Here is a 17,960-nt window from a genome sequence, read left to right on the forward strand (position 1 = left end):
TTGGCGAGAGTAATTCTAATTTCTGTATGATTAATGAATGAAATGATGTTTTAGCGACAAAGAAACTTGACAGTAGTTTCTAGTTCCTATAAAAGGGTTTCAATTTTTTGTACAATTGAATGGTTTTTAACTTCATAAGTGCGCGTAGTGCTGGACGTAAAATAATAATGAAAAAAGTCAGTAATAAATTAATATTAGGTGTTTGTTGTTCTACTCTTTTAGCTTGGTCATCCCAATCCTTTTCTTCTGATACCTTTATTGTCAAAGGGATTAGAGTTAACGGATTACAAAGGGTTTCGACAGGTACGGTATTAAACTATATGCCTGTGCAAGTGGGTGAGGAAATCAGTTCCAGCTCAACAGCTCAAATTATCCGCGCTCTCTATGAGACAGGATTTTTCCAGTCCGTTTCGCTTGAACGCCAAGGGAATGTGTTAGTGGTCAATGTGGTAGAGCGAGCAACTATTGGCTCTATTACCGTTGTAGGAAATAAGGAAATACCTTCTGATAAAATGAAGGCTTTTCTTAAAGAAATGGGGCTGGTCAAAGGCAGAGTATTTCAAAGATCTTCCTTGGAGCGTTTGGAGAAGGAGCTGAAACAGGCCTACACAGCCAGAGGGAAGTATAATTCTCGTATTGAAACTAAAGTAACTCCTCTTACTGAAAATAGAGTAGCCATTAGTATTACTGTATCAGAAGGTCGAGTTTCACGGATTAAAGAAATAAAAATAATTGGTAACCATGATTTTAAAGCAAATGAGTTATTGCCTGAATTGACGTTAAGTACAAGCAATCTGTTTACTTATTTTACTAAAAAAGATCAATATTCCAAAGCAGGAATGGATGCTTCTTTAGAAGCATTACGTTCATTTTATTTAGATAGGGGATATTTGAAATTTAATGTTGTCTCTTCGCAAGTTTTGCTATCGCCTGATAAAAAAGACGTCTACATCAATATTCATATAGAAGAAGGACCTCAATATCATTTCTCAGGTTATGATGTGGTTGGAAAAACGATATTACCTAAAGAAAAAATTGATTCACTGATCCAGGTTAAGAAAGGCGATATTTTTTCTCGTAAGAAGGTTACTGAATCCATCTCTGCAATAGGGTTAGCTTTAGGGGATGTAGGATATGGTTTTCCCGCGATTAATGCTGAACCTAGAATAGATGAAAATAATAAAACAGTATTTATTACTTTTGTAGTGCAGCCGGGCCGTCATGTTTATGTGAGACGTATTAATTTTCATGGTAATACGAAGACAGGAGATTATGTTCTGCGTAATGTGATTCGTCAGGATGAAGGTGGTTTACTGTCTTTACATAACATCAAGGAATCTGAGCGTCAGTTACGAATGCTGGGCTATCTAAAAAATATTGATGTCAAAACGACGCCTGTTCCAGGAACCAATAATCAGGTCGATTTGGATGTTAATGTGGAAGAAGCTCCTTCAGCAGAAGCAAGCGCATCCATGGGATATGGTACAAACGGTTATCAATTTAATGCATCCGTTAACCAACGCAATTTTATGGGAAGTGGACGTTCCATGGGGGCTGCTTTCAATGCAAGTCAATGGGGGCAAGACTACTCTTTTAACTATTATAATCCGTTCTATACCGATACTGGGGTAGGCCGGGGAGGAAGCTTATATTATTCAAGGATTGATCCTAAAAATTTAAATGTTAGTACATACAGTTCTAATCGCTATGGTGGCGACATCAGCTATAACTTCCCGTTAGGTGAGAAAAGCAGTTTTCAATTGGGATATGGTTATCAAGATATCAATATTAAGTCAGTAGGTTACGTACTCCCCATAATCAACTTTGTTGCTTTAAACGGCAATCATTTTCAGGAAATAAGGTTGACATCCGGTTGGAGTAGAAACAGCTATGATCAAATGCCTTATCCTAACCAGGGATTTAATCAACAAGCTATTGCTATGGTCGCGTTGCCAGCAACATCGCAATCTCTATCTTACTATAAGAGCTCTTATCAGGCGCATTTATATTATCCTCTAACCCGCGGCTGGATTTTTTCTGTCCTGGGTAATGTGGGGTACGGAAATACTTTTGATAATTTCGGATTACCCTTTTTTGAAAACTACTATGCGGGTGGTCCAGTTCAACCAGGCCAGGTTCGAGGATACGATAGTTATTCTTTAGGCCCGCAAGATAATTTTGGAAATGCAATGGGTGCGAATTTCCTTGTGAATGGAAGTGTAGGTCTGATACTACCATACCCATTGAGTCGAGATAATGTAAGAACGACTATTTTTGCTGATGCGGGTAATGTATTTGCTTCCGGGACACCTCCTGCTTTACGTGGAACTCCGGCAGGTCCGATGCGTTATTCAGCTGGTGTGTCATTAGAATGGCGCTCACCTTTTGGTCCATTGTCTTTTAGCTTGGCTAAGGCATTGAATCCACAGCCTTTGGATCAGACTCAACTCTTCCAATTTGCTCTTTCCTCGGGTTTTTAGAGGTATTATGGATTAGAGTAAGCGGATTTTAGTATTTTAAAAACTAGTGCTGTACATATCGCAACCTTTTTCGAATTGTGCTAGCATTTCAAACTTTAAATTAGGAGATCATTATGAAACGTCTGGGTGCGGTGTTAGTCGCATTATTTTTGGGTTTGTTCGGCACGACTGTGTTTGCTGATTGGGCAAAGATAGGCGTAGTTGATTTACAAAAAATCATGCAAACCTCAAATCAAATGAAGGAAATCCAACAGAAGTTGGAAAAAGAATTTAAGCCTCGTCGAGACAAGCTTGTCGCAATGGAAGCAAGCTTGAAAAGCGACATGGAAAAATTCAAGCGTGATAGTGCTATAATGAGCGCGAGCCAAAAGAAAGAATTGGAAAAGAAAATTGTTGCGTCACAACAACAGTTTGAACGTGATGGACAACAATATCAGCAAGAATTGAGCACGGCTCACAATGAAGCTATGGAAGGTTTGTATAATAAGGTTCGTACTGCCATTACCAAAATTGCCAAGGATGAGAAGTACGATATTATTGTTCAGAAAGATGCAGCGCCCTTCAGCAGCGAATCTCTTGATGTAACAGATAAAGTTATTAAAGCAATTAATTAATTCGGCGGATGCGTTGCTAACCATAGAGGAACTGGCAAAACATTTAAATGGCGTTTGGCATGGTCATGCCAATCACGCCATTTTTAGCGTATCCTCATTGGCTCGTGCTTCATCTAAGGATCTTGTGTATTTTGATAATCCTTTATTGCGGCCTGTCTTAAACTCTACCAGAGCGGGTGCCGTTTTATTAAAATCTGAGCACAAAGATTGGTGTCCTGTAAACTGTGTTGTAGTCTCCAATCCGTCAGAAGCAATGTTTAAAGCAGCAAAAATCTTGCCTCAACCTGGTGTCATTGTCTCTGGAATTCATCCGACAGCTCAAATTCACAAATCTGCTCAATTAGGTCAAAACGTATCAGTTGGTGCTAACAGCATGATTGGTGAAGGCGTACAAATAGATGATAACGTAACCGTTGGTCCTAATACGACAATTGAATCTTCCGTACTGATTGGTAGAGGAAGTCAGCTAGGTGCTGGAGCAATAATTCATTCTGGTACAGTTTTAGGCCAATCTGTGATTATTGGTTCTGGGGGTATTGTTGGTGCGGCCCCATTTAATTGCTACAAAGAACATGGTGTATGGCAACAAGGGCCAATCTTTGGTGGAGTTGTAATTGGTCAAAGAACTCAAATCGGTGCAAATACAGTAATCCATAGAGGTTCCATTGGTGATACTTATCTAGGCGAGGGAGTTTGTATAGACAGTCTAGTGCTCATCGCACATGATGTTTATGTAGGGAATAATACTGCTATTGCAGGTTCTGCTGCAATTGGTGCTCTAGTGCAAATAGGAATGGATTGTATTATAGGTGGAGCAAGTTGCCTTGCAGCGAATATTCGTCTGACCAATGATGTAGTGATAACCGGGATGTCTACTGTGACAAAATCCATCATGCGTTCGGGAATTTATTCTTCGGGAACGACGGTTCACGATCATCGCAAGTGGCGTCGTAACACGGCACGGTTCAGGCATTTGGATGACTATATTACCAAGCTGATAACAATAGAAAAAAAATTGAATAATAACAACTAAGTATGTTTTAACAATCTGAAGTAACATTATTTTTGAAATTTTTAATTGATTAGAATGAGCTAAACCAAGATAATGAGCCATTTTGTAATGCAATAGGCGATTAATGAGAACTAGGGTATGAACGAATCGATAGATATAAATCAAATTTTTACTTTGTTACCACACCGCTATCCATTTATTCTGGTTGATAGAGTGATAGATTACAAAGTCATGGAATATTTGATTGCAATTAAGAATGTGACTATTAATGAGAACTTCTTTACCGGACATTTTCCAGGAAATCCTATTATGCCTGGAGTATTAATGCTTGAGGCTTTAGCTCAGGCTTGTGCCATTTTAGCCAGTTTATCTCGTCAACCCAAAGAAGGACATGAGTTTTTGCATTATTTTGCCGGTATTGACAATGCTCGGTTCAAGCAAGTAGTGACTCCTGGGGACCAATTGCGATTAGAGGTGAGATTGGCCGGACAAAAAAGAGATTTTTGGCGTATGCACGGAGAAGCTTATATTGGTGATAAATTGGCTTGTTCCGCAGACTTATTAAGCGCAGCAAAGGAAATTAAAAAGTGATAGATGAAAGAGCAATGATTCACCCATCGGCGAAGCTGGCAAGTGGAGTGTCAATAGGCCCTGGAACAGTGATAGGCGCTGATGTTGAGATTGGTGAAAATACCTGGATAGGGCCGCATGTAGTAATTGAAGGACCTACTGTAATTGGTAAAAACAATAAGATCTTTCAATTTGCCTCCGTAGGAGATGAGCCACAAGATATCACTTACAAGGGCGAGCCAACTCGTCTTGAAATCGGCGATAATAATGTAATCAGAGAATATTGCATGATTAGCCGAGGTACTGTCAAAGGTGGAGGTGTCACTCGCATTGGCGATAGCAATTATTTAATGGCCTATTCACATATTGGCCATGATTGTATGGTAGGCAATCATATCATTATGGTGAATTATGCAGCCTTATCAGGTCATGTCACAATTAATGATTACGCAATTATCGGCCCGTATGCTGCAGTTCACCAATTTTGTCAGGTAGGAGCCTACGCATTCATAGCCCGAGCTACCTATGTCACTAAAGACGTATTACCCTATGTTATGATTGCAGGTCATACCACTTCTGCTTGTGGAATCAACACGGTTGGTTTAAGAAGGAGAGGTTTTTCTTCTGCTGCGATTGATTGTTTGCGACGTGCATATAAAATTATCTTTCGTAAAGGGTTAACCGTTCAACAGGCAGTTTCAGAATTAGAGTTGATTCAAAATGAATGTCCTGAAATTATCCCTATGATTGATGCTTTGAATCAATCCACAAGAGGCATTGTGAGGTAACGAATGGTTGTTGCTCCCTATTTGGCTGTAGCTATCGGAGGCTCTTTAGGTGCAATGTCACGTTATTTGGTTACAATAATGGCGCAAAATGCTTGGGGGATTAAATTTCCTTATGGTACTCTTTTAGTGAACACACTAGGTTCTTTTCTAGCTGGTTTTTTTCTTATTGTATTAGTAGGTCGTTTTAGCGCCGAGGAGTCGTTTCGTTTATTCCTTTTTACAGGATTTTTAGGAGCTTTTACTACCTTTTCGAGTTTTGCTGCAGAATCTTTATTTATGTTTGAGCAAGGATATTGGTTTAAATTAATGACCAATATACTGGTTAATAATGTTGGCTCATTGTCCATGGTCTTCATTGGAACATTAGTTGCTAAATATGTATTATTAGGACATCAGGGCTCCAATTAATAATTTTTAGAGTGTTGGCTTATGTTAGATAATCAATTACTTCGAGAGAATCCTCAATATGTAGCAACCCAATTGCTGAAACGAGGATTTCAATTTGATGCGGTCACTTTCAGTCAGTTGGAAGAAAAGCGTAAGGCTTTGCAAGTAAGTACGCAATCATTACAGAACGAACGAAATTTGCGTTCGAAAGCCATCGGTGAAGCTAAATCTCGAGGTGAAAACATAGGGCCTATGCGCGAAGAAGTGAATAAACTTGGCGCTATACTGGAGCAGCAAAAGACTGAACTGGACGAGGTTCTTAAACAAATTGAGGTAATTAGCCTATCATTACCTAATATTCCTCATGAATCAGTACCTGTTGGTAAAGATGAATTGGATAATCAGGAAATCAGAAAATGGGGCGACGTACCTGCTTTTTCTTTCCCTGTAAAGTCACATGATGAATTGGGTGAAGCGCTAGGGCAAATGGATTTTGCGCTTGCAGCTAAAATTACGGGCAGCCGTTTTGTCGTCATGAAAGGGCATCTGGCCCGATTACATAGGGCTTTAATTCAATTTATGCTGGATATACATATTCAGCAACATGGTTACCAGGAAATATATGTACCTTATATTGTTAATGCGGATAGCTTACTAGGGACTGGGCAGTTACCAAAGTTTGAGGCTGATTTATTTAAATTAACAGGAGATAATGGGTACTACTTGACGTCTACTTCAGAAATTCCAGTGACCAATACAGTAAGGGAAATGATATTGTCTGCTGAGCAATTACCTATTCGTTATGTTTGCCATTCCCCATGTTTTCGTAGTGAGGCGGGTTCTTATGGTAAAGACACAAAGGGAATGATTAGACAGCATCAATTTGAGAAAGTTGAACTGGTCTGGATTACCAAACCGGAAGATTCTTATAATGCTTTAGAGCAACTTACTCAGCATGCTGAAATTATTTTACAGCGTTTGAACTTGCCTTACCGAGTGGTTGCTTTGTGTACCGGGGATATAGGTGCCGGTTCAGCCAAAACCTATGATCTTGAGGTTTGGTTGCCTAGCCAGAATACTTATCGAGAAATATCCTCTTGTTCCAATATGGAGGCATTTCAGGCACGCCGAATGAAAGCGCGTTTCCGCAATCCGGATACTAATGAGATTCAATTAGTCCACACTCTAAATGGATCAGGTTTAGCTGTTGGAAGAACTTTAGTTGCCATTATGGAGAATTATCAAGATGAGCATGGAAACATTCATATACCGGATGCTTTGAAGCCTTATTTAGGTGGTATTGATATCATCTCTGTGAAATAGGTTTGCTCATAATTACGGATATTTTTTCTTAAAAGTTAACCTTCAACAGGAAAGAGCGATAGATAGGCTATATTGAGCCAAATCAATTGCTCTTAAGTATTTTTAAGAAAAAAATCCGATGACTCTAAACTAATCCAAATGAAACATTTTGATTTTTCCTTAAGAATCTGGCCAATTAGTTTATGGTTCGTGAAACATTCTGGAGTCAAGAATCCAATGAACGAGGTAATTATTCGTGAGATAACATCTGAAGATAAAGAGATGTTTCTTTGTGCTATGCAAAGTAGTCAAGCATTACATCATCCTTGGGTTAAGGCACCGATAATACCTGAAGAGTTTGATGAGTATTTTTCTCGCTATCAAAAACCAAACCAAAAAAGCTATCTGCTTCTTTCTGACAATAACTTAGCGGGTGTCTTTAATATCAGTGAAATAGTACGTGGTTACTTTCAGAATGCGTATTTGGGCTTTTATGTTGTTGCAGCTTATGCGGGTAAAGGATATATGAGTACTGGTTTGAAATTAATATTAACCAAAGTTTTTAAGGACATGGGGTTGCATCGCTTAGAAGCGAATATACAACCTGAGAATACCCGTTCAATCTGGCTTGTGAAGAAAAATGGTTTTCGCTATGAAGGATTTTCCCCACGATATTTGAGAGTGAATGACGTGTGGCAAGGTCATGAGCATTGGGCCATGACTTATGAAGATTTTATCAAGGATAATAATGAGGTACTTGAAAAAGATCATATCGATATTGTTGCATACAATACAGAGTGGCCGCTTCTAGCCAAGGCAGAAATGGTGAAGTTACGCGCCTCATTTCCCGCAAATAGTGTTATTGATATCCAGCATGTAGGCAGTACAGCAATACCTGGCATGGCATCAAAACCCATTATTGATATTCAGATTGCAGTGAGGTCATTAGAAGAAATGAAGATTATTGCTGTGCCGATATTACAGAAATTAGATTATGAATATTGGGAAGATAATCCAGATCCTGAACGAATGTTTTTTGTAAAAGGCATGCCCCCCTATGGTAATGGACGAACGCACCATGTTCATATCGTCGAAGCATCATCCAGGCATTGGAAAGGAAAAACATTTTTCAGAGACTATTTACTCTCTCATCCAGAAGCAGCTGAAAAATATCAGCAACTAAAAATCAAACTGGCTCAGGAACACAAATATGATAGGGAGCAATACACTGATGCAAAAAGTGAATTTATCAACCAAATTTTAAAGTTAGCTCAAAATTAATAAATTATCATGGGCAGACAAGGATAAATGGGTGTAACGAATTTGGATTTTTTGGCTCAGATTAGATCTAAATGGTGCATCAACGTATTTAGAAGTCCTAATCTTAATGTTGTGATCTACAAACATTGTGATCTATAATTGTACTAAATCACTCTAGTTGAGAAACGCAATGGCAGATCAACCCCCAAAATCCAAATGGCATGAAATTAAACGTCTATCAGAAGGTGATAATAAAGTAGATAACAATCAAGCACCAGTGTCAACGGCGGATAGAATTAAAAAGCTTTATCTGGACACACAGGTAGGCAGTCCAATTGATACTGTTGAAGAAGCGGATGCCCAGCGAAATAATTTAGGGCCTAAAGATACTAAAATAGAAAATTCATCTCCTGAGAATGATGAGCCAAACCCTGATATACCAACCCCCGGATGATATCAGAAATTAAATACATTGTTTAAATAAAATGTTTTTTGCTGTTTAACCATACCATTCTGGTTCGGCAAACGCATGTCTTGGTTTTGTGTTGACACCCATAATAAATACTTGTAAATTTTCCTACAAGAAAATCCTTAGTGTTCAGTATTCTTTTAGTCATCCTGATTGAACACGCGATTAGGTTTTTGGTGATGGCTTCTTTATTTTTTATTAAAGAGGTCATAACCGTGTCAGATAAACCAGATTCCCCATATATATTAAGCCTGCAAGCAGACGGTAATTTATTTCCTGGCATTTTACAATCAAATTTAGCCATGACATTGGTTTGGAGTTGTTATGGACAATTTATTGAATGAAAAAAAATTAACAATTTTTACATCTAATGAAATCCAAGATAATTTGAACCGGGTTCTGAAAGACTATGAACAAAATGGCATTATTGGACTTAATGGATATCTCAATCAGGCAAACCGAATAAGCTTGCTTAATGAACTTGAGATAATGCAAAAGGATGCTGAGCAGGATATTGCCAGGTATTGGAATAATAAAATCATTCATTTTTATTCCAAAGATCCTTTGAAACCTGAGTCAGTGGATAGAGAATATGTCACAGAACCTTATTTTCAAGCCTCAAGTAATAAGGCACATGTATTTTATGAAGTGATTGATAATATGCGGGTAGTCAATCGAATTGGCCATGGTATGCATCTCATCAATAGGTATCCGATGATGCAGCGAGCAGTTTATGATAGCCCTGTACTTCTGGATTTGCTAAAAGGGATTGGATTTAAGAAGCCAATCTGCCATCTCAGTGTCTATATTCCCAAATATCCTAATGGAATAGGCAGTGAGGTAAGACCTCATCAGGAGTCAACATTTGCCTTTACTGAACCACAAAGTGTCGTTGTTCTGTGGGTTGCCCTGGAAGACGCGTTAATTGAGAATGCCTGTATGTATGGGGTTTTAGGAAGTAATCATTGGCCGTTGAAATGGGTATCAAAAGTGGACCGAGAGACAAAAACGCGTCACTTTGAGCAAGTTCATCAGTTACATATTCCTGATTTTATGACAGAGCGCGAATTTTATACTGCCTTGGAAGTGAAAGCCGGAGATGCTTTGTTATTTCACGGTAATTTTGTGCACTGCAGCCCAATGAATACGTCTAAAAACTCAAGAAAAGCATTGTCGTTTCAGTTTATTGAAACGTATGAAGTCGATTATCCGGAAACTAATTGGTTATACCCTCCTAACAAAGTGTATTTATATTAAAAATTAAATTTGATAAGCGATTGAGGAATCACTACATGTCTATGTATGATATGCGCCAGTTTTTTAAAACCTATTTTTCTAGTGCAAGCGAGAAGTCAATCCTGGTAAAGCTGTTGGATAAACGATTTCATCCTCCCTCTCATACTGCGAACATATTGGATTTGGGTTGCCATGATGGCGCATTGATGAAAAATATAGTGAATGCTTACGCAAAGCGTTTACCGGAAAAGTTAGTTATTACCGGAGTGGATCCTAGTTTGCAAGCAATTAAAGAATATGCAAAAGCAGATTTTCCAATTCCAGTCCAAACGAATACTTTTGCTGGAACTGCAGAAGATTATTTTGATGTGTGCACAGACCATTTTGATTGGATTTTTGCATCGCAGTGTTTGTATTGGTCCCCTGATTTGCCAAAAATAATTAAGCAGATTCATGAAACAGGAGACTCTGCTTTAATTGTTATCAGAGGATGTCATGGAATTTATGAAATTCAATCGCAATTCAGACATTATATTGGGAATCATTTAGAGAAATTTTATACTGATAAAGAAGTTGAGATGGCCTTAAGGACCCAAAAAATTTTATTTCAGAAAGAATCTCTAAGCACTTCTATCCGGTTGCCTGATAAAGACAGCATTGAATTGAAATGGCTCATTTTGTTTTTTTTGCAAATGGAAGAGGAATCGTTGGGTGATAAAATATTTTGCGAAGTGCGGGATTGGATTACCTCTCGAACGTCAGGAAGCATTCATCATGAAGTTCATTTTTTTTGGTTAGGGAATGCCATTTTACAGGGGATTACAATATGAATTTCCCAGTCAAATCGAAAAAAAATTTTATGGGATAAAGGCAATGTTTTCAATGAAATTGATTTCATCATCAGTCAGCCTGAATTGATGGATGGCAAGATCTTCTTTCATATGATCCAAATTTGTCGTGCCAGTTAAAGGCAACATTCCTATCTGTTGTGAAAATCTAAAAATGATTTGCTCAATCGATTTCTCGTGCTTTTTGCTGAGATTCTCAAGTTTCGGATGCCTTAACTCATATTGATTAGCCGTTAACAGAGAAAACCCCTGATAAATAATTCCATGAGCCTGGCAATAGTTACGAATTTGTTTATCCCATAATAGCCTGGCAAAGCATCTATTTTGAACAAACTTGGGTTTTACCGAAGCAAATGAAATGAGTTCGACTAGCTGTTCATAACTCACATTCGATATGCCCAGGTGTTTTACTTTCCCATCTTTATGCAGAGATTCCATTTTGTTCCAGACTTCTTTATCTTCATCAGAAAAATGATATTGATAATAAGGGCCATGCAAAATATAGGAATTTAAATAATCAGTATTTAAATGTTCAAGGCTGCTTGCAAAAGATTGCTGGACTTGAATAGTCAGACTTGCTGTATCATCGTAAGGTTTGCGATGATCCTGGCCATGAGTATAGGTGAACTTGGATTGTAAAAAAATATCATCACGCAAGATACCTGATTTTTTATAGTATTGTTGCAAGGCATATCCAACACCTTCTTCATAATAGTGTTTTCTTTGGTTTGCAGTATCTATACCCTGAAATCCGGTAGTTAATGCAAGCTCGACCAGTTCGCTTGTACGCTTTTCTTTCCAGGCGGTTCCATATATAAAAGTTGGAAAGCCAAGGTCCATCGTTCAATCTCCTTCTCGATTTATTATCTGCAAACAGACTCTATTTTGACTCAAAAAACAGAGCAAACCATAGCTGACTGTGTGTCTTGCATAGGGTTTTTCCTGAGATTTCTTGTCTTACCATTTGTTTTCATTTTCAATAGTTACAAATCCTTGCCTAAAAGACAACAGGCGGGATTAATTCGAAAGGTTATTCGAAGAACGTACTAATTTTATGGAATTATACAAGGAAATCAGTCCTTAATCACAAAGAGCTTGGTATTTTTTAATGAGCTACAGTCGCAAGCGACTGTAGCAGGCAGGTAAGAATTAGTTGAATTGATAAGCGGTTGTATTCTCATGCTCAGTCTCAGTCACTTCTGGTTTGAGGCAAGCAGAAACCCAGGTAGTACCAAGACGTGTCATAAAGGCAATTCCTTCGACCAGAGCATTAATTGGTGTCATCACAGCCAAAGAGACAGCCAAACCGAAATGTACTTGTAAGTTATGGAAATTCTCTTTTGCATGTAAAGGCTTACAGATAGCCAAATTGACAATGCATTCTATCGCAGACTCAACTCCATACAATGCTTCGACTAATGAATGAAATCCGCCTTTAGCCAAGGAGGTCATTGGGGATGCCATTTGTTCTAAACAATCCCAGGCATTGTTATAAGAAGAAAAGAACCTGGCTTTATTCAAGTAATTGGATGAAGGCAACTCATTAACCATTTGATATCCACTTACTCTGTTTGCCCACTTTGCCATAAGCCCGGTTTCTAATAAATCATGGCGAGGTTCTTGACCAACAAACCATGATGATATAACTCTGGTAAGAATTTCAACGGCATGTGTCAGAGCATGAATTGGAGCCATAAGCAGTAAACAGGTAGAGAGAGTTAAATGGCAACCCACATCTTTGAGCGCGTCCAATGCCAAGCCCGGTTTTAAAATTAATAAATTACCTACAGTTCGCAAGGTGGCCCATACTGTCCTTGAGGCATAGTAGCAAGCATATAGCCCATTGATAATAGGGGTAATTCCTACTAATGCCAAACCAGCCCAAAATTCATTTGTATTGGCATAATGATTAATAAATCGCTTGGCTGAAACATATTCTCTATCTGGCAATAATCCATTATGAATGAGCGATTCAATTTCTGTTCTAAGGTCTGTCATTATGGTCTCTCTCTATGTTAATTAAACAAGCGGGGAGAGTATAACCAAAAAAAACATAAATGACTAATATTGGCCCATGTTGTATTTGATGTTTGCATCTGTTTTCTTTTGCCTTCTGGACAAAAATTAAATCCCGTCTCTATCCTTATTTATGAACACATGAGTTTCAGGTACTGCCTGACCAATTGTCTTATGGAAATCATAATATTGAACACAACTGTTATTGCACCCAACTATATTTGTATACATCTTGTCAAAATTTATTAACAGGGATAAAAGAAAGGTTAAATAAAGTCCAGATTCAAAATAAATCTTAAAAAAGCCAAAAGAATGTGAAGTCGACTAGTTGTAGCACCTTTTAGTAGCCTCGTGTATGGCGATTATTGCTAACTTGGGGAGTTTGTAAAAAGGTTTGTCATCAAAAAAATCTTATTGCATCCTCCCAAAAAGTTGAACAGAAATAAAGAAGCAGTGAAATAAATAATCATTTCACTGCCAAGGATTAAATTTAGCCTAAAAGGGAACTAAGACCAATATAAGCAGCTCCCAGAAGTACTGCAGTGATCTTACCTTGATTCTCTCTTATTGTTTGAAAAAAAGAAGGTCCTGTGTTTTTGGAGACCAAAACATCATTGGTCTCCGAAACTTGCTGTGGCTTTTGTTCCTTAGACTGTTTGGCTAAAAAAGGACAACGATTATAAACACGAGTCGACATACGATCGCGTACTTTTTCCTTATCAATCGCAGGTATATCTGCTTTAATTATTGATTGAGTTTGTATATTTAACTTAACCGCTAAATGTGGATTAACATGAGCAATTAAAGGGGCAAGTCCTGCATTTATTCCTCGAGAATACTCTGGAGCTGCAGTCGTTAAGGGCAATTCTTGCAAGATATCTCCAATTTTGAATAATCTTTCTAATACCTTAGTTAATTGCTCAAGTTCCCTTGAGTCAAGATTCTCCAAAACTTCTTGTGTGCTTAATCCAGGTTTGGATAATTTACACAAAAGAATATTCATAGAGTCTAAACCTAAACCGTTTTGCAATTTTTGCACTAATTTTTTGCAATACGCAAATTGAGCTCCTACAATTAATTTGTTATCTATTGTAGGTAGTTTTGCTGTTTCATCCATTAACTCAGTGAAGAGCTTGTCAGCTTCTTCCTTACCTAGAATATCTACCAGGAGAATGAATAATGCACTATCCTCGGGATTTTTTTTAGCAAAAGCATCTGGTATTAGTTGCTCTAAAATCATCTGCTCAGCAATCAGTTCTGCTGTTGAAACAATTGCTGCTACATGAGCAGCTGTATTGAAAGATGGTGTGACTAATGTGCCACTTATTTGAGAATCAATCATATTCTCGCTTTTGAATAAACCAGCATTGTCATCAAATCCTCTAAATATAGGTTGTTCTGATTTATCTTTAATTCCAAAAGCATAAGCAATAGTCTTTAGATTATTAATTGTTACAGGAAAGCTATTGGTAAAGCGAATCGGTAAGACACTGCGAATACTTTTAGGCTGACTCACTCTCAAATGTTGCACCATTTCATCTTGCAAAGCTCCAACAAGAAAGTCATCAATTAAAGAAGGATCTTTTTCTAGAGTCGATTGTAATCGGTTGTATGCAATCTGTAAGGAATTGTCTAACAAAGGACGTGGATCAAAGTTGTATCTTTGTAAATAATCAAAAATTACATACATTGCGTTAAAAGCCTGATTTTGAGTGAATAACCCTAAACCACTTGAATTCATTAAATTACCAGATTGAAGGATTTTTTGCTGGGTAGGGCGTTTTTCATAAAACCCACCTTCGGCTATGGCAGAAACACGAATAATATCTTCTGTAACTTCTTGCGGTAAAACTTCACCTGTTTTTTTATGGATTATCCAGCCCATAGGAGCATATTTTTTATCCTCTTTATTGTTAGCAATTGCAAGCCCATTAGGTTCTTTAGTAAATTCTTGTTTATCATCTAAATAAATATCTAATTTACTGATATCCGATTCTATTGCTTCAACGCCCATCTCTTCACAAACCAGTGCAGGAGGTTTTCCCGAGGTGCGTAATTGCCGATCTAATATTTCTTTTTCTTTTGGATTAAGTTGAGCTGGACAATTTATATAAATAAAGCCTTGTTTATTTAATTCATACTTCATTGCGCGACCAACATTCCAAACAGGGGCGTGTATAATGTCCCATATTCCCTGTTCTCCGTAGGTGCTTTTTTGATTCACATGAACCAAGGGTTGTGCTCGTTCATTTAATACTTTTGAGCGCCCTAAAGTTAGATGGCTGGCAAACTCAAGTACATCACCATTAATTCTACCGGAATTAGTACTTTCTTCTTTGAAAAATAAGGTTTCCTCATCCCCACCTTGAGCTGGACGCTCAACTGGATTTTCGGAATAATTGAATTTAGATACTTGCTGTAATAATCCTGCACGTTGCCCTTGACCCAGATGAAAACGAATTACCAGTGCACCAATGTTCTTAAAACGCTCAGTAAATGCTTGTAAGGGACTTAGTTCAGGGTTATCGGCACTGTATTTGTTATTCTGAAAAGAAGAAGGCAAATATTGTGCACCGGAATAGGATAAGGTAACGCCTTTGTAGCTTCCTTTGTCCTTTTGAATTTGTTCGTAAATGGTTTTCTGGGTTTGCATAATTGTTCCTGCACCGAATGCATTTTTTATTGACGAAGAGTATATTATCACTCCAAAATTAAGGGAAAATTAAGCTTATTGAGTAATTAATGTTCTATGGAGGGCGATCAAGGTGAAGATTATTGGGCTTAGGATATGCTTCTGAGGTTTTGAAAGTGCTTCTTGGTTGGAGGCAATCAAATATCAAGACAAATTTTATTATTGCGTAGGCTCGAATCGAGTATGATGCGGCACATCGTGTGATGTAAAAATGCGCTATGGAATAATACTACAAAGATGGAGTTGGGCATGGAGTAAAAGGTAAATCCTATCGAATTAAAAACAATAAATAGACTTTGGGTAGCAAATTTTCACTAAGAGCCTGAGTTAATTGCAGGTTCACCAAAATTATCCCCAGCAATGGTGACATACCCATAGAGTTTATTTATTTCTTTAGATAAGCTATTTAGGGTATTAAGAACATTATTTTCGGCATTCATAAACAATTGTCTCATCTTGGTCATCTGGAGTTGCGGCACTATCAAATGCTTTAATCAAACGGACATTTTTAAAACCACAACTTTTAAGAATTCCTGTTAACTCCTGCGGGTCGTAAATTCTTACCCTCAACTCTTCAACCTCCGTATGAATTATACTATTGTTGTGAACGAGTTCATATTTACCGATAGAATGACAAACTTGATCCTTCAGGGTCGCTAATTGACTGAGCATAATCATCTGGCCATTGGGCTTATGCCAAACTGAACCTCTCCAGACATCGAGTTGTGGCACTGCTTTGAGTGTTTCGCCCTCAAACAATAAAATACCCTCATCGCTTAGGTGATTATAAAATGTTTGAAGTGCTAGTCTTATTGTTGCAGGATCGATAAGCAAGCAAAAGGAACCGCTTGGTATAAAAATCAAATTGTATTTTTCTGGCCTCGTTAAATTTTCAACAAAACCTCTCCATACTGTTGGTTTGAGATTTTTAGCTTTGGCTTTAATATTGAGGGCTTCAAGCATATATTCGCTTGCATCAAAGCCATGTATTTCGAATCCTTCTTCAAGTAATGGAAGTAAAAAACGACCGGTACCACACATTGGCTCTAAAATAGGGTCTTTCACATTCATTACATAACTGCGATAAAATGCATAAGCCTCTTCAGGAGGATTGGGTTTGCTTAAGTCATAGACCTCAGTGCACAAGCTAAGATAAGTATCCAGGTTTCTTAATTTTGTCATCTTGTTCACCAATTAAAAAATTTTTGATTATTTGAATTTGCACTTCGGTACTTAGGAGACCGTCAATGGCTATAGTGGCATTTTGTTTCAGTTCATCATCAAAAAACAAAGGTCTTGAATGGTTTAAATAAAAACTGATTTCTTCAAGAAGATTTTCTTTAGTTTGTAATTTATCTTTAAAATCCCTCAAAATGCGACGGCAGAATGAAATATCAAGTGGCACCTCAATATGAACACAGGTATCAATATATTCACCTGTTTGTACATGAAGTTTCCCTAATGGAGCATCAAAAATTATGTATTCCGCAGGGTTGAGCAAAGTGCGTAAGACTGGATGAATAATTTCTCTTTTTGCTTTAAGCTCTGCCAAAACCTTTGCAAGGTCTTCCCTTTGAAATTCACTGTAATTACAACCCTTATGATACCACTCGATATAATCTTCGGGTTCTAAAGAAATGTCATCAAAGTCATCCCATGAAATAAGAGTTGCTTTTAAATCCAGGGACAATGCTTTTGCCAAAGTGGATTTTCCAGCGCCTGTTATACCGCTAATGCCAATAATATGAGGAGTCATAATAATATCTCCATTACAGTGACTGGATGTCCTTTAAATTTATCCATGCTGATTATGGCCCAACCAAGGCGGGAGTAATAATTAGGAATGGTTGGGTCAAAGGCAAAAAGATGCAGTTTATTAAAACCTAAATCTCTGGCTTTATTTTTTGTGGCTTCAATTAGCCTGTTTCCAATACCTTGTCTCTGATAGGCAGGGTCAACCACAAGCGAGCCAAGCCATGGGCTTATTTCTGGCCTGATACCATCATTTTCACGCAAAGAGCACATCCCAACGGGTTTCCCTGTATCAAGTGCTATAAACGTAATGGGTAGTTTGTCAGCATTTAGGTGCTCACTGAACCGTTGAATAACTTGTTCAACCGGGATCTCGGGAACCCAGATTTTTCCAAGTACTTCATGCCAAATTGTTGCACACCTTGCTATGCTTTGTGGATGATTTTTGAGAAGGTCGATGGTGATCATGCTTTACCTGCATTGACGAGTTCAGGTATTAAACTTTTGAGGCGTAGAATAGTAGTTGGTAACATT

At 37.9% G+C, this 17,960-nt stretch carries 17 protein-coding genes; 11 read left to right on the forward strand and 6 right to left on the reverse strand.

The window, feature by feature from the left end; translation table 11 throughout:
* Positions 1-167 precede the first annotated feature (167 nt).
* From bamA to LPG_RS02575, 11 genes are all read left to right on the forward strand, one after another.
* Positions 168-2,480 (forward strand): outer membrane protein assembly factor BamA, encoded by a 2,313-nt coding sequence (gene bamA / locus LPG_RS02525; protein ID WP_015444805.1) that lies wholly within the window; start codon positions 168-170, stop codon positions 2,478-2,480.
* A gap of 113 nt (positions 2,481-2,593) precedes the next feature.
* Positions 2,594-3,094, forward strand: a complete 501-nt coding sequence (locus LPG_RS02530; RefSeq protein ID WP_010946255.1) for an OmpH family outer membrane protein — start codon at positions 2,594-2,596, stop codon at positions 3,092-3,094.
* 13 nt (positions 3,095-3,107) lie between these two features.
* A complete protein-coding gene (locus LPG_RS02535) occupies positions 3,108-4,127 on the forward strand; it encodes a UDP-3-O-(3-hydroxymyristoyl)glucosamine N-acyltransferase (RefSeq protein ID WP_010946256.1) in 1,020 nt (339 codons plus the stop codon).
* Between the two features lie 117 nt (positions 4,128-4,244).
* A complete protein-coding gene (fabZ, locus tag LPG_RS02540; protein ID WP_010946258.1) occupies positions 4,245-4,697 on the forward strand; it encodes a 3-hydroxyacyl-ACP dehydratase FabZ in 453 nt (150 codons plus the stop codon).
* Complete coding sequence (gene lpxA, locus LPG_RS02545; protein WP_010946259.1) at positions 4,694-5,464, forward strand: acyl-ACP--UDP-N-acetylglucosamine O-acyltransferase; 771 nt, start codon at positions 4,694-4,696, stop codon at positions 5,462-5,464. Before fabZ ends, lpxA begins: the two co-directional genes overlap by 4 nt.
* 3 nt (positions 5,465-5,467) lie before the next feature.
* On the forward strand, positions 5,468-5,872 hold the full coding sequence (crcB, locus tag LPG_RS02550) for a fluoride efflux transporter CrcB (RefSeq protein WP_010946260.1): 405 nt from the start codon (positions 5,468-5,470) through the stop codon (positions 5,870-5,872).
* Positions 5,873-5,893: 21 nt separating this feature from the next.
* Positions 5,894-7,174 carry a serine--tRNA ligase gene (gene serS / locus LPG_RS02555; protein ID WP_010946261.1) on the forward strand — a complete coding sequence of 427 codons (1,281 nt, stop codon included), beginning with the start codon at positions 5,894-5,896 and terminating at the stop codon, positions 7,172-7,174.
* 216 nt (positions 7,175-7,390) lie between these two features.
* Positions 7,391-8,434 (forward strand): GNAT family N-acetyltransferase, encoded by a 1,044-nt coding sequence (locus tag LPG_RS02560; RefSeq protein WP_015444804.1) that lies wholly within the window; start codon positions 7,391-7,393, stop codon positions 8,432-8,434.
* A 169-nt stretch (positions 8,435-8,603) separates the two neighbouring features.
* Positions 8,604-8,867, forward strand: coding sequence for a hypothetical protein (locus tag LPG_RS02565; protein ID WP_011213142.1), 264 nt, complete (start codon positions 8,604-8,606; stop codon positions 8,865-8,867).
* 339 nt (positions 8,868-9,206) lie between these two features.
* A complete protein-coding gene (legD2, locus tag LPG_RS02570; RefSeq protein ID WP_010946263.1) occupies positions 9,207-10,139 on the forward strand; it encodes a Dot/Icm T4SS effector LegD2 in 933 nt (310 codons plus the stop codon).
* A 35-nt stretch (positions 10,140-10,174) separates the two neighbouring features.
* Entirely contained in the window at positions 10,175-10,948 is a 774-nt protein-coding gene (locus tag LPG_RS02575; RefSeq protein WP_015444802.1) for a class I SAM-dependent methyltransferase, read from the forward strand.
* A gap of 27 nt (positions 10,949-10,975) precedes the next feature.
* Here LPG_RS02575 and LPG_RS02580 read toward each other — a convergent pair whose 3' ends face one another.
* From LPG_RS02580 to LPG_RS02605, 6 genes are all read right to left on the reverse strand, one after another.
* Positions 10,976-11,806, reverse strand: coding sequence for an aldo/keto reductase family protein (locus LPG_RS02580; RefSeq protein ID WP_010946265.1), 831 nt, complete (start codon positions 11,804-11,806; stop codon positions 10,976-10,978).
* 309 nt (positions 11,807-12,115) lie between these two features.
* Positions 12,116-12,964: a lpg0518 family Dot/Icm T4SS effector gene (locus LPG_RS02585; protein WP_010946266.1), complete on the reverse strand. Its 849-nt coding sequence runs from the start codon at positions 12,962-12,964 to the stop codon at positions 12,116-12,118.
* A gap of 508 nt (positions 12,965-13,472) precedes the next feature.
* Positions 13,473-15,686: a Dot/Icm T4SS effector Ceg17 gene (ceg17, locus tag LPG_RS02590; RefSeq protein ID WP_010946267.1), complete on the reverse strand. Its 2,214-nt coding sequence runs from the start codon at positions 15,684-15,686 to the stop codon at positions 13,473-13,475.
* 411 nt (positions 15,687-16,097) lie between these two features.
* Positions 16,098-16,856 (reverse strand): class I SAM-dependent DNA methyltransferase, encoded by a 759-nt coding sequence (locus LPG_RS02595; protein ID WP_015444799.1) that lies wholly within the window; start codon positions 16,854-16,856, stop codon positions 16,098-16,100.
* Positions 16,822-17,430, reverse strand: a complete 609-nt coding sequence (locus LPG_RS02600; RefSeq protein ID WP_010946269.1) for an AAA family ATPase — start codon at positions 17,428-17,430, stop codon at positions 16,822-16,824. The genes LPG_RS02595 and LPG_RS02600 overlap by 35 nt, the downstream gene beginning before the upstream one ends.
* Positions 17,427-17,894: a GNAT family N-acetyltransferase gene (locus LPG_RS02605; protein WP_010946270.1), complete on the reverse strand. Its 468-nt coding sequence runs from the start codon at positions 17,892-17,894 to the stop codon at positions 17,427-17,429. The genes LPG_RS02600 and LPG_RS02605 overlap by 4 nt, the downstream gene beginning before the upstream one ends.
* Positions 17,895-17,960: the final 66 nt, after the last annotated feature.

It is taken from the genome of Legionella pneumophila subsp. pneumophila str. Philadelphia 1 (assembly GCF_000008485.1).
Lineage (GTDB): Bacteria > Pseudomonadota > Gammaproteobacteria > Legionellales > Legionellaceae > Legionella > Legionella pneumophila.

Bases quoted from the DNA above. Each gene is read 5' to 3' on its own strand.
- bamA (WP_015444805.1), top strand. From the start codon at position 168: ATGAAAAAAGTCAGTAATAAATTAATATTAGGTGTTTGTTGTTCTACT.
- LPG_RS02530 (WP_010946255.1), top strand. From the start codon at position 2,594: ATGAAACGTCTGGGTGCGGTGTTAGTCGCATTATTTTTGGGTTTGTTC.
- fabZ (WP_010946258.1), top strand. From the start codon at position 4,245: ATGAACGAATCGATAGATATAAATCAAATTTTTACTTTGTTACCACAC.
- crcB (WP_010946260.1), top strand. From the start codon at position 5,468: ATGGTTGTTGCTCCCTATTTGGCTGTAGCTATCGGAGGCTCTTTAGGT.
- serS (WP_010946261.1), top strand. From the start codon at position 5,894: ATGTTAGATAATCAATTACTTCGAGAGAATCCTCAATATGTAGCAACC.
- LPG_RS02560 (WP_015444804.1), top strand. From the start codon at position 7,391: ATGAACGAGGTAATTATTCGTGAGATAACATCTGAAGATAAAGAGATG.
- LPG_RS02565 (WP_011213142.1), top strand. From the start codon at position 8,604: ATGGCAGATCAACCCCCAAAATCCAAATGGCATGAAATTAAACGTCTA.
- legD2 (WP_010946263.1), top strand. From the start codon at position 9,207: ATGGACAATTTATTGAATGAAAAAAAATTAACAATTTTTACATCTAAT.
- LPG_RS02575 (WP_015444802.1), top strand. From the start codon at position 10,175: ATGTCTATGTATGATATGCGCCAGTTTTTTAAAACCTATTTTTCTAGT.
- LPG_RS02580 (WP_010946265.1), bottom strand. From the start codon at position 11,806: ATGGACCTTGGCTTTCCAACTTTTATATATGGAACCGCCTGGAAAGAA.
- LPG_RS02585 (WP_010946266.1), bottom strand. From the start codon at position 12,964: ATGACAGACCTTAGAACAGAAATTGAATCGCTCATTCATAATGGATTA.
- LPG_RS02595 (WP_015444799.1), bottom strand. From the start codon at position 16,856: ATGACAAAATTAAGAAACCTGGATACTTATCTTAGCTTGTGCACTGAG.
- LPG_RS02600 (WP_010946269.1), bottom strand. From the start codon at position 17,430: ATGACTCCTCATATTATTGGCATTAGCGGTATAACAGGCGCTGGAAAA.
- LPG_RS02605 (WP_010946270.1), bottom strand. From the start codon at position 17,894: ATGATCACCATCGACCTTCTCAAAAATCATCCACAAAGCATAGCAAGG.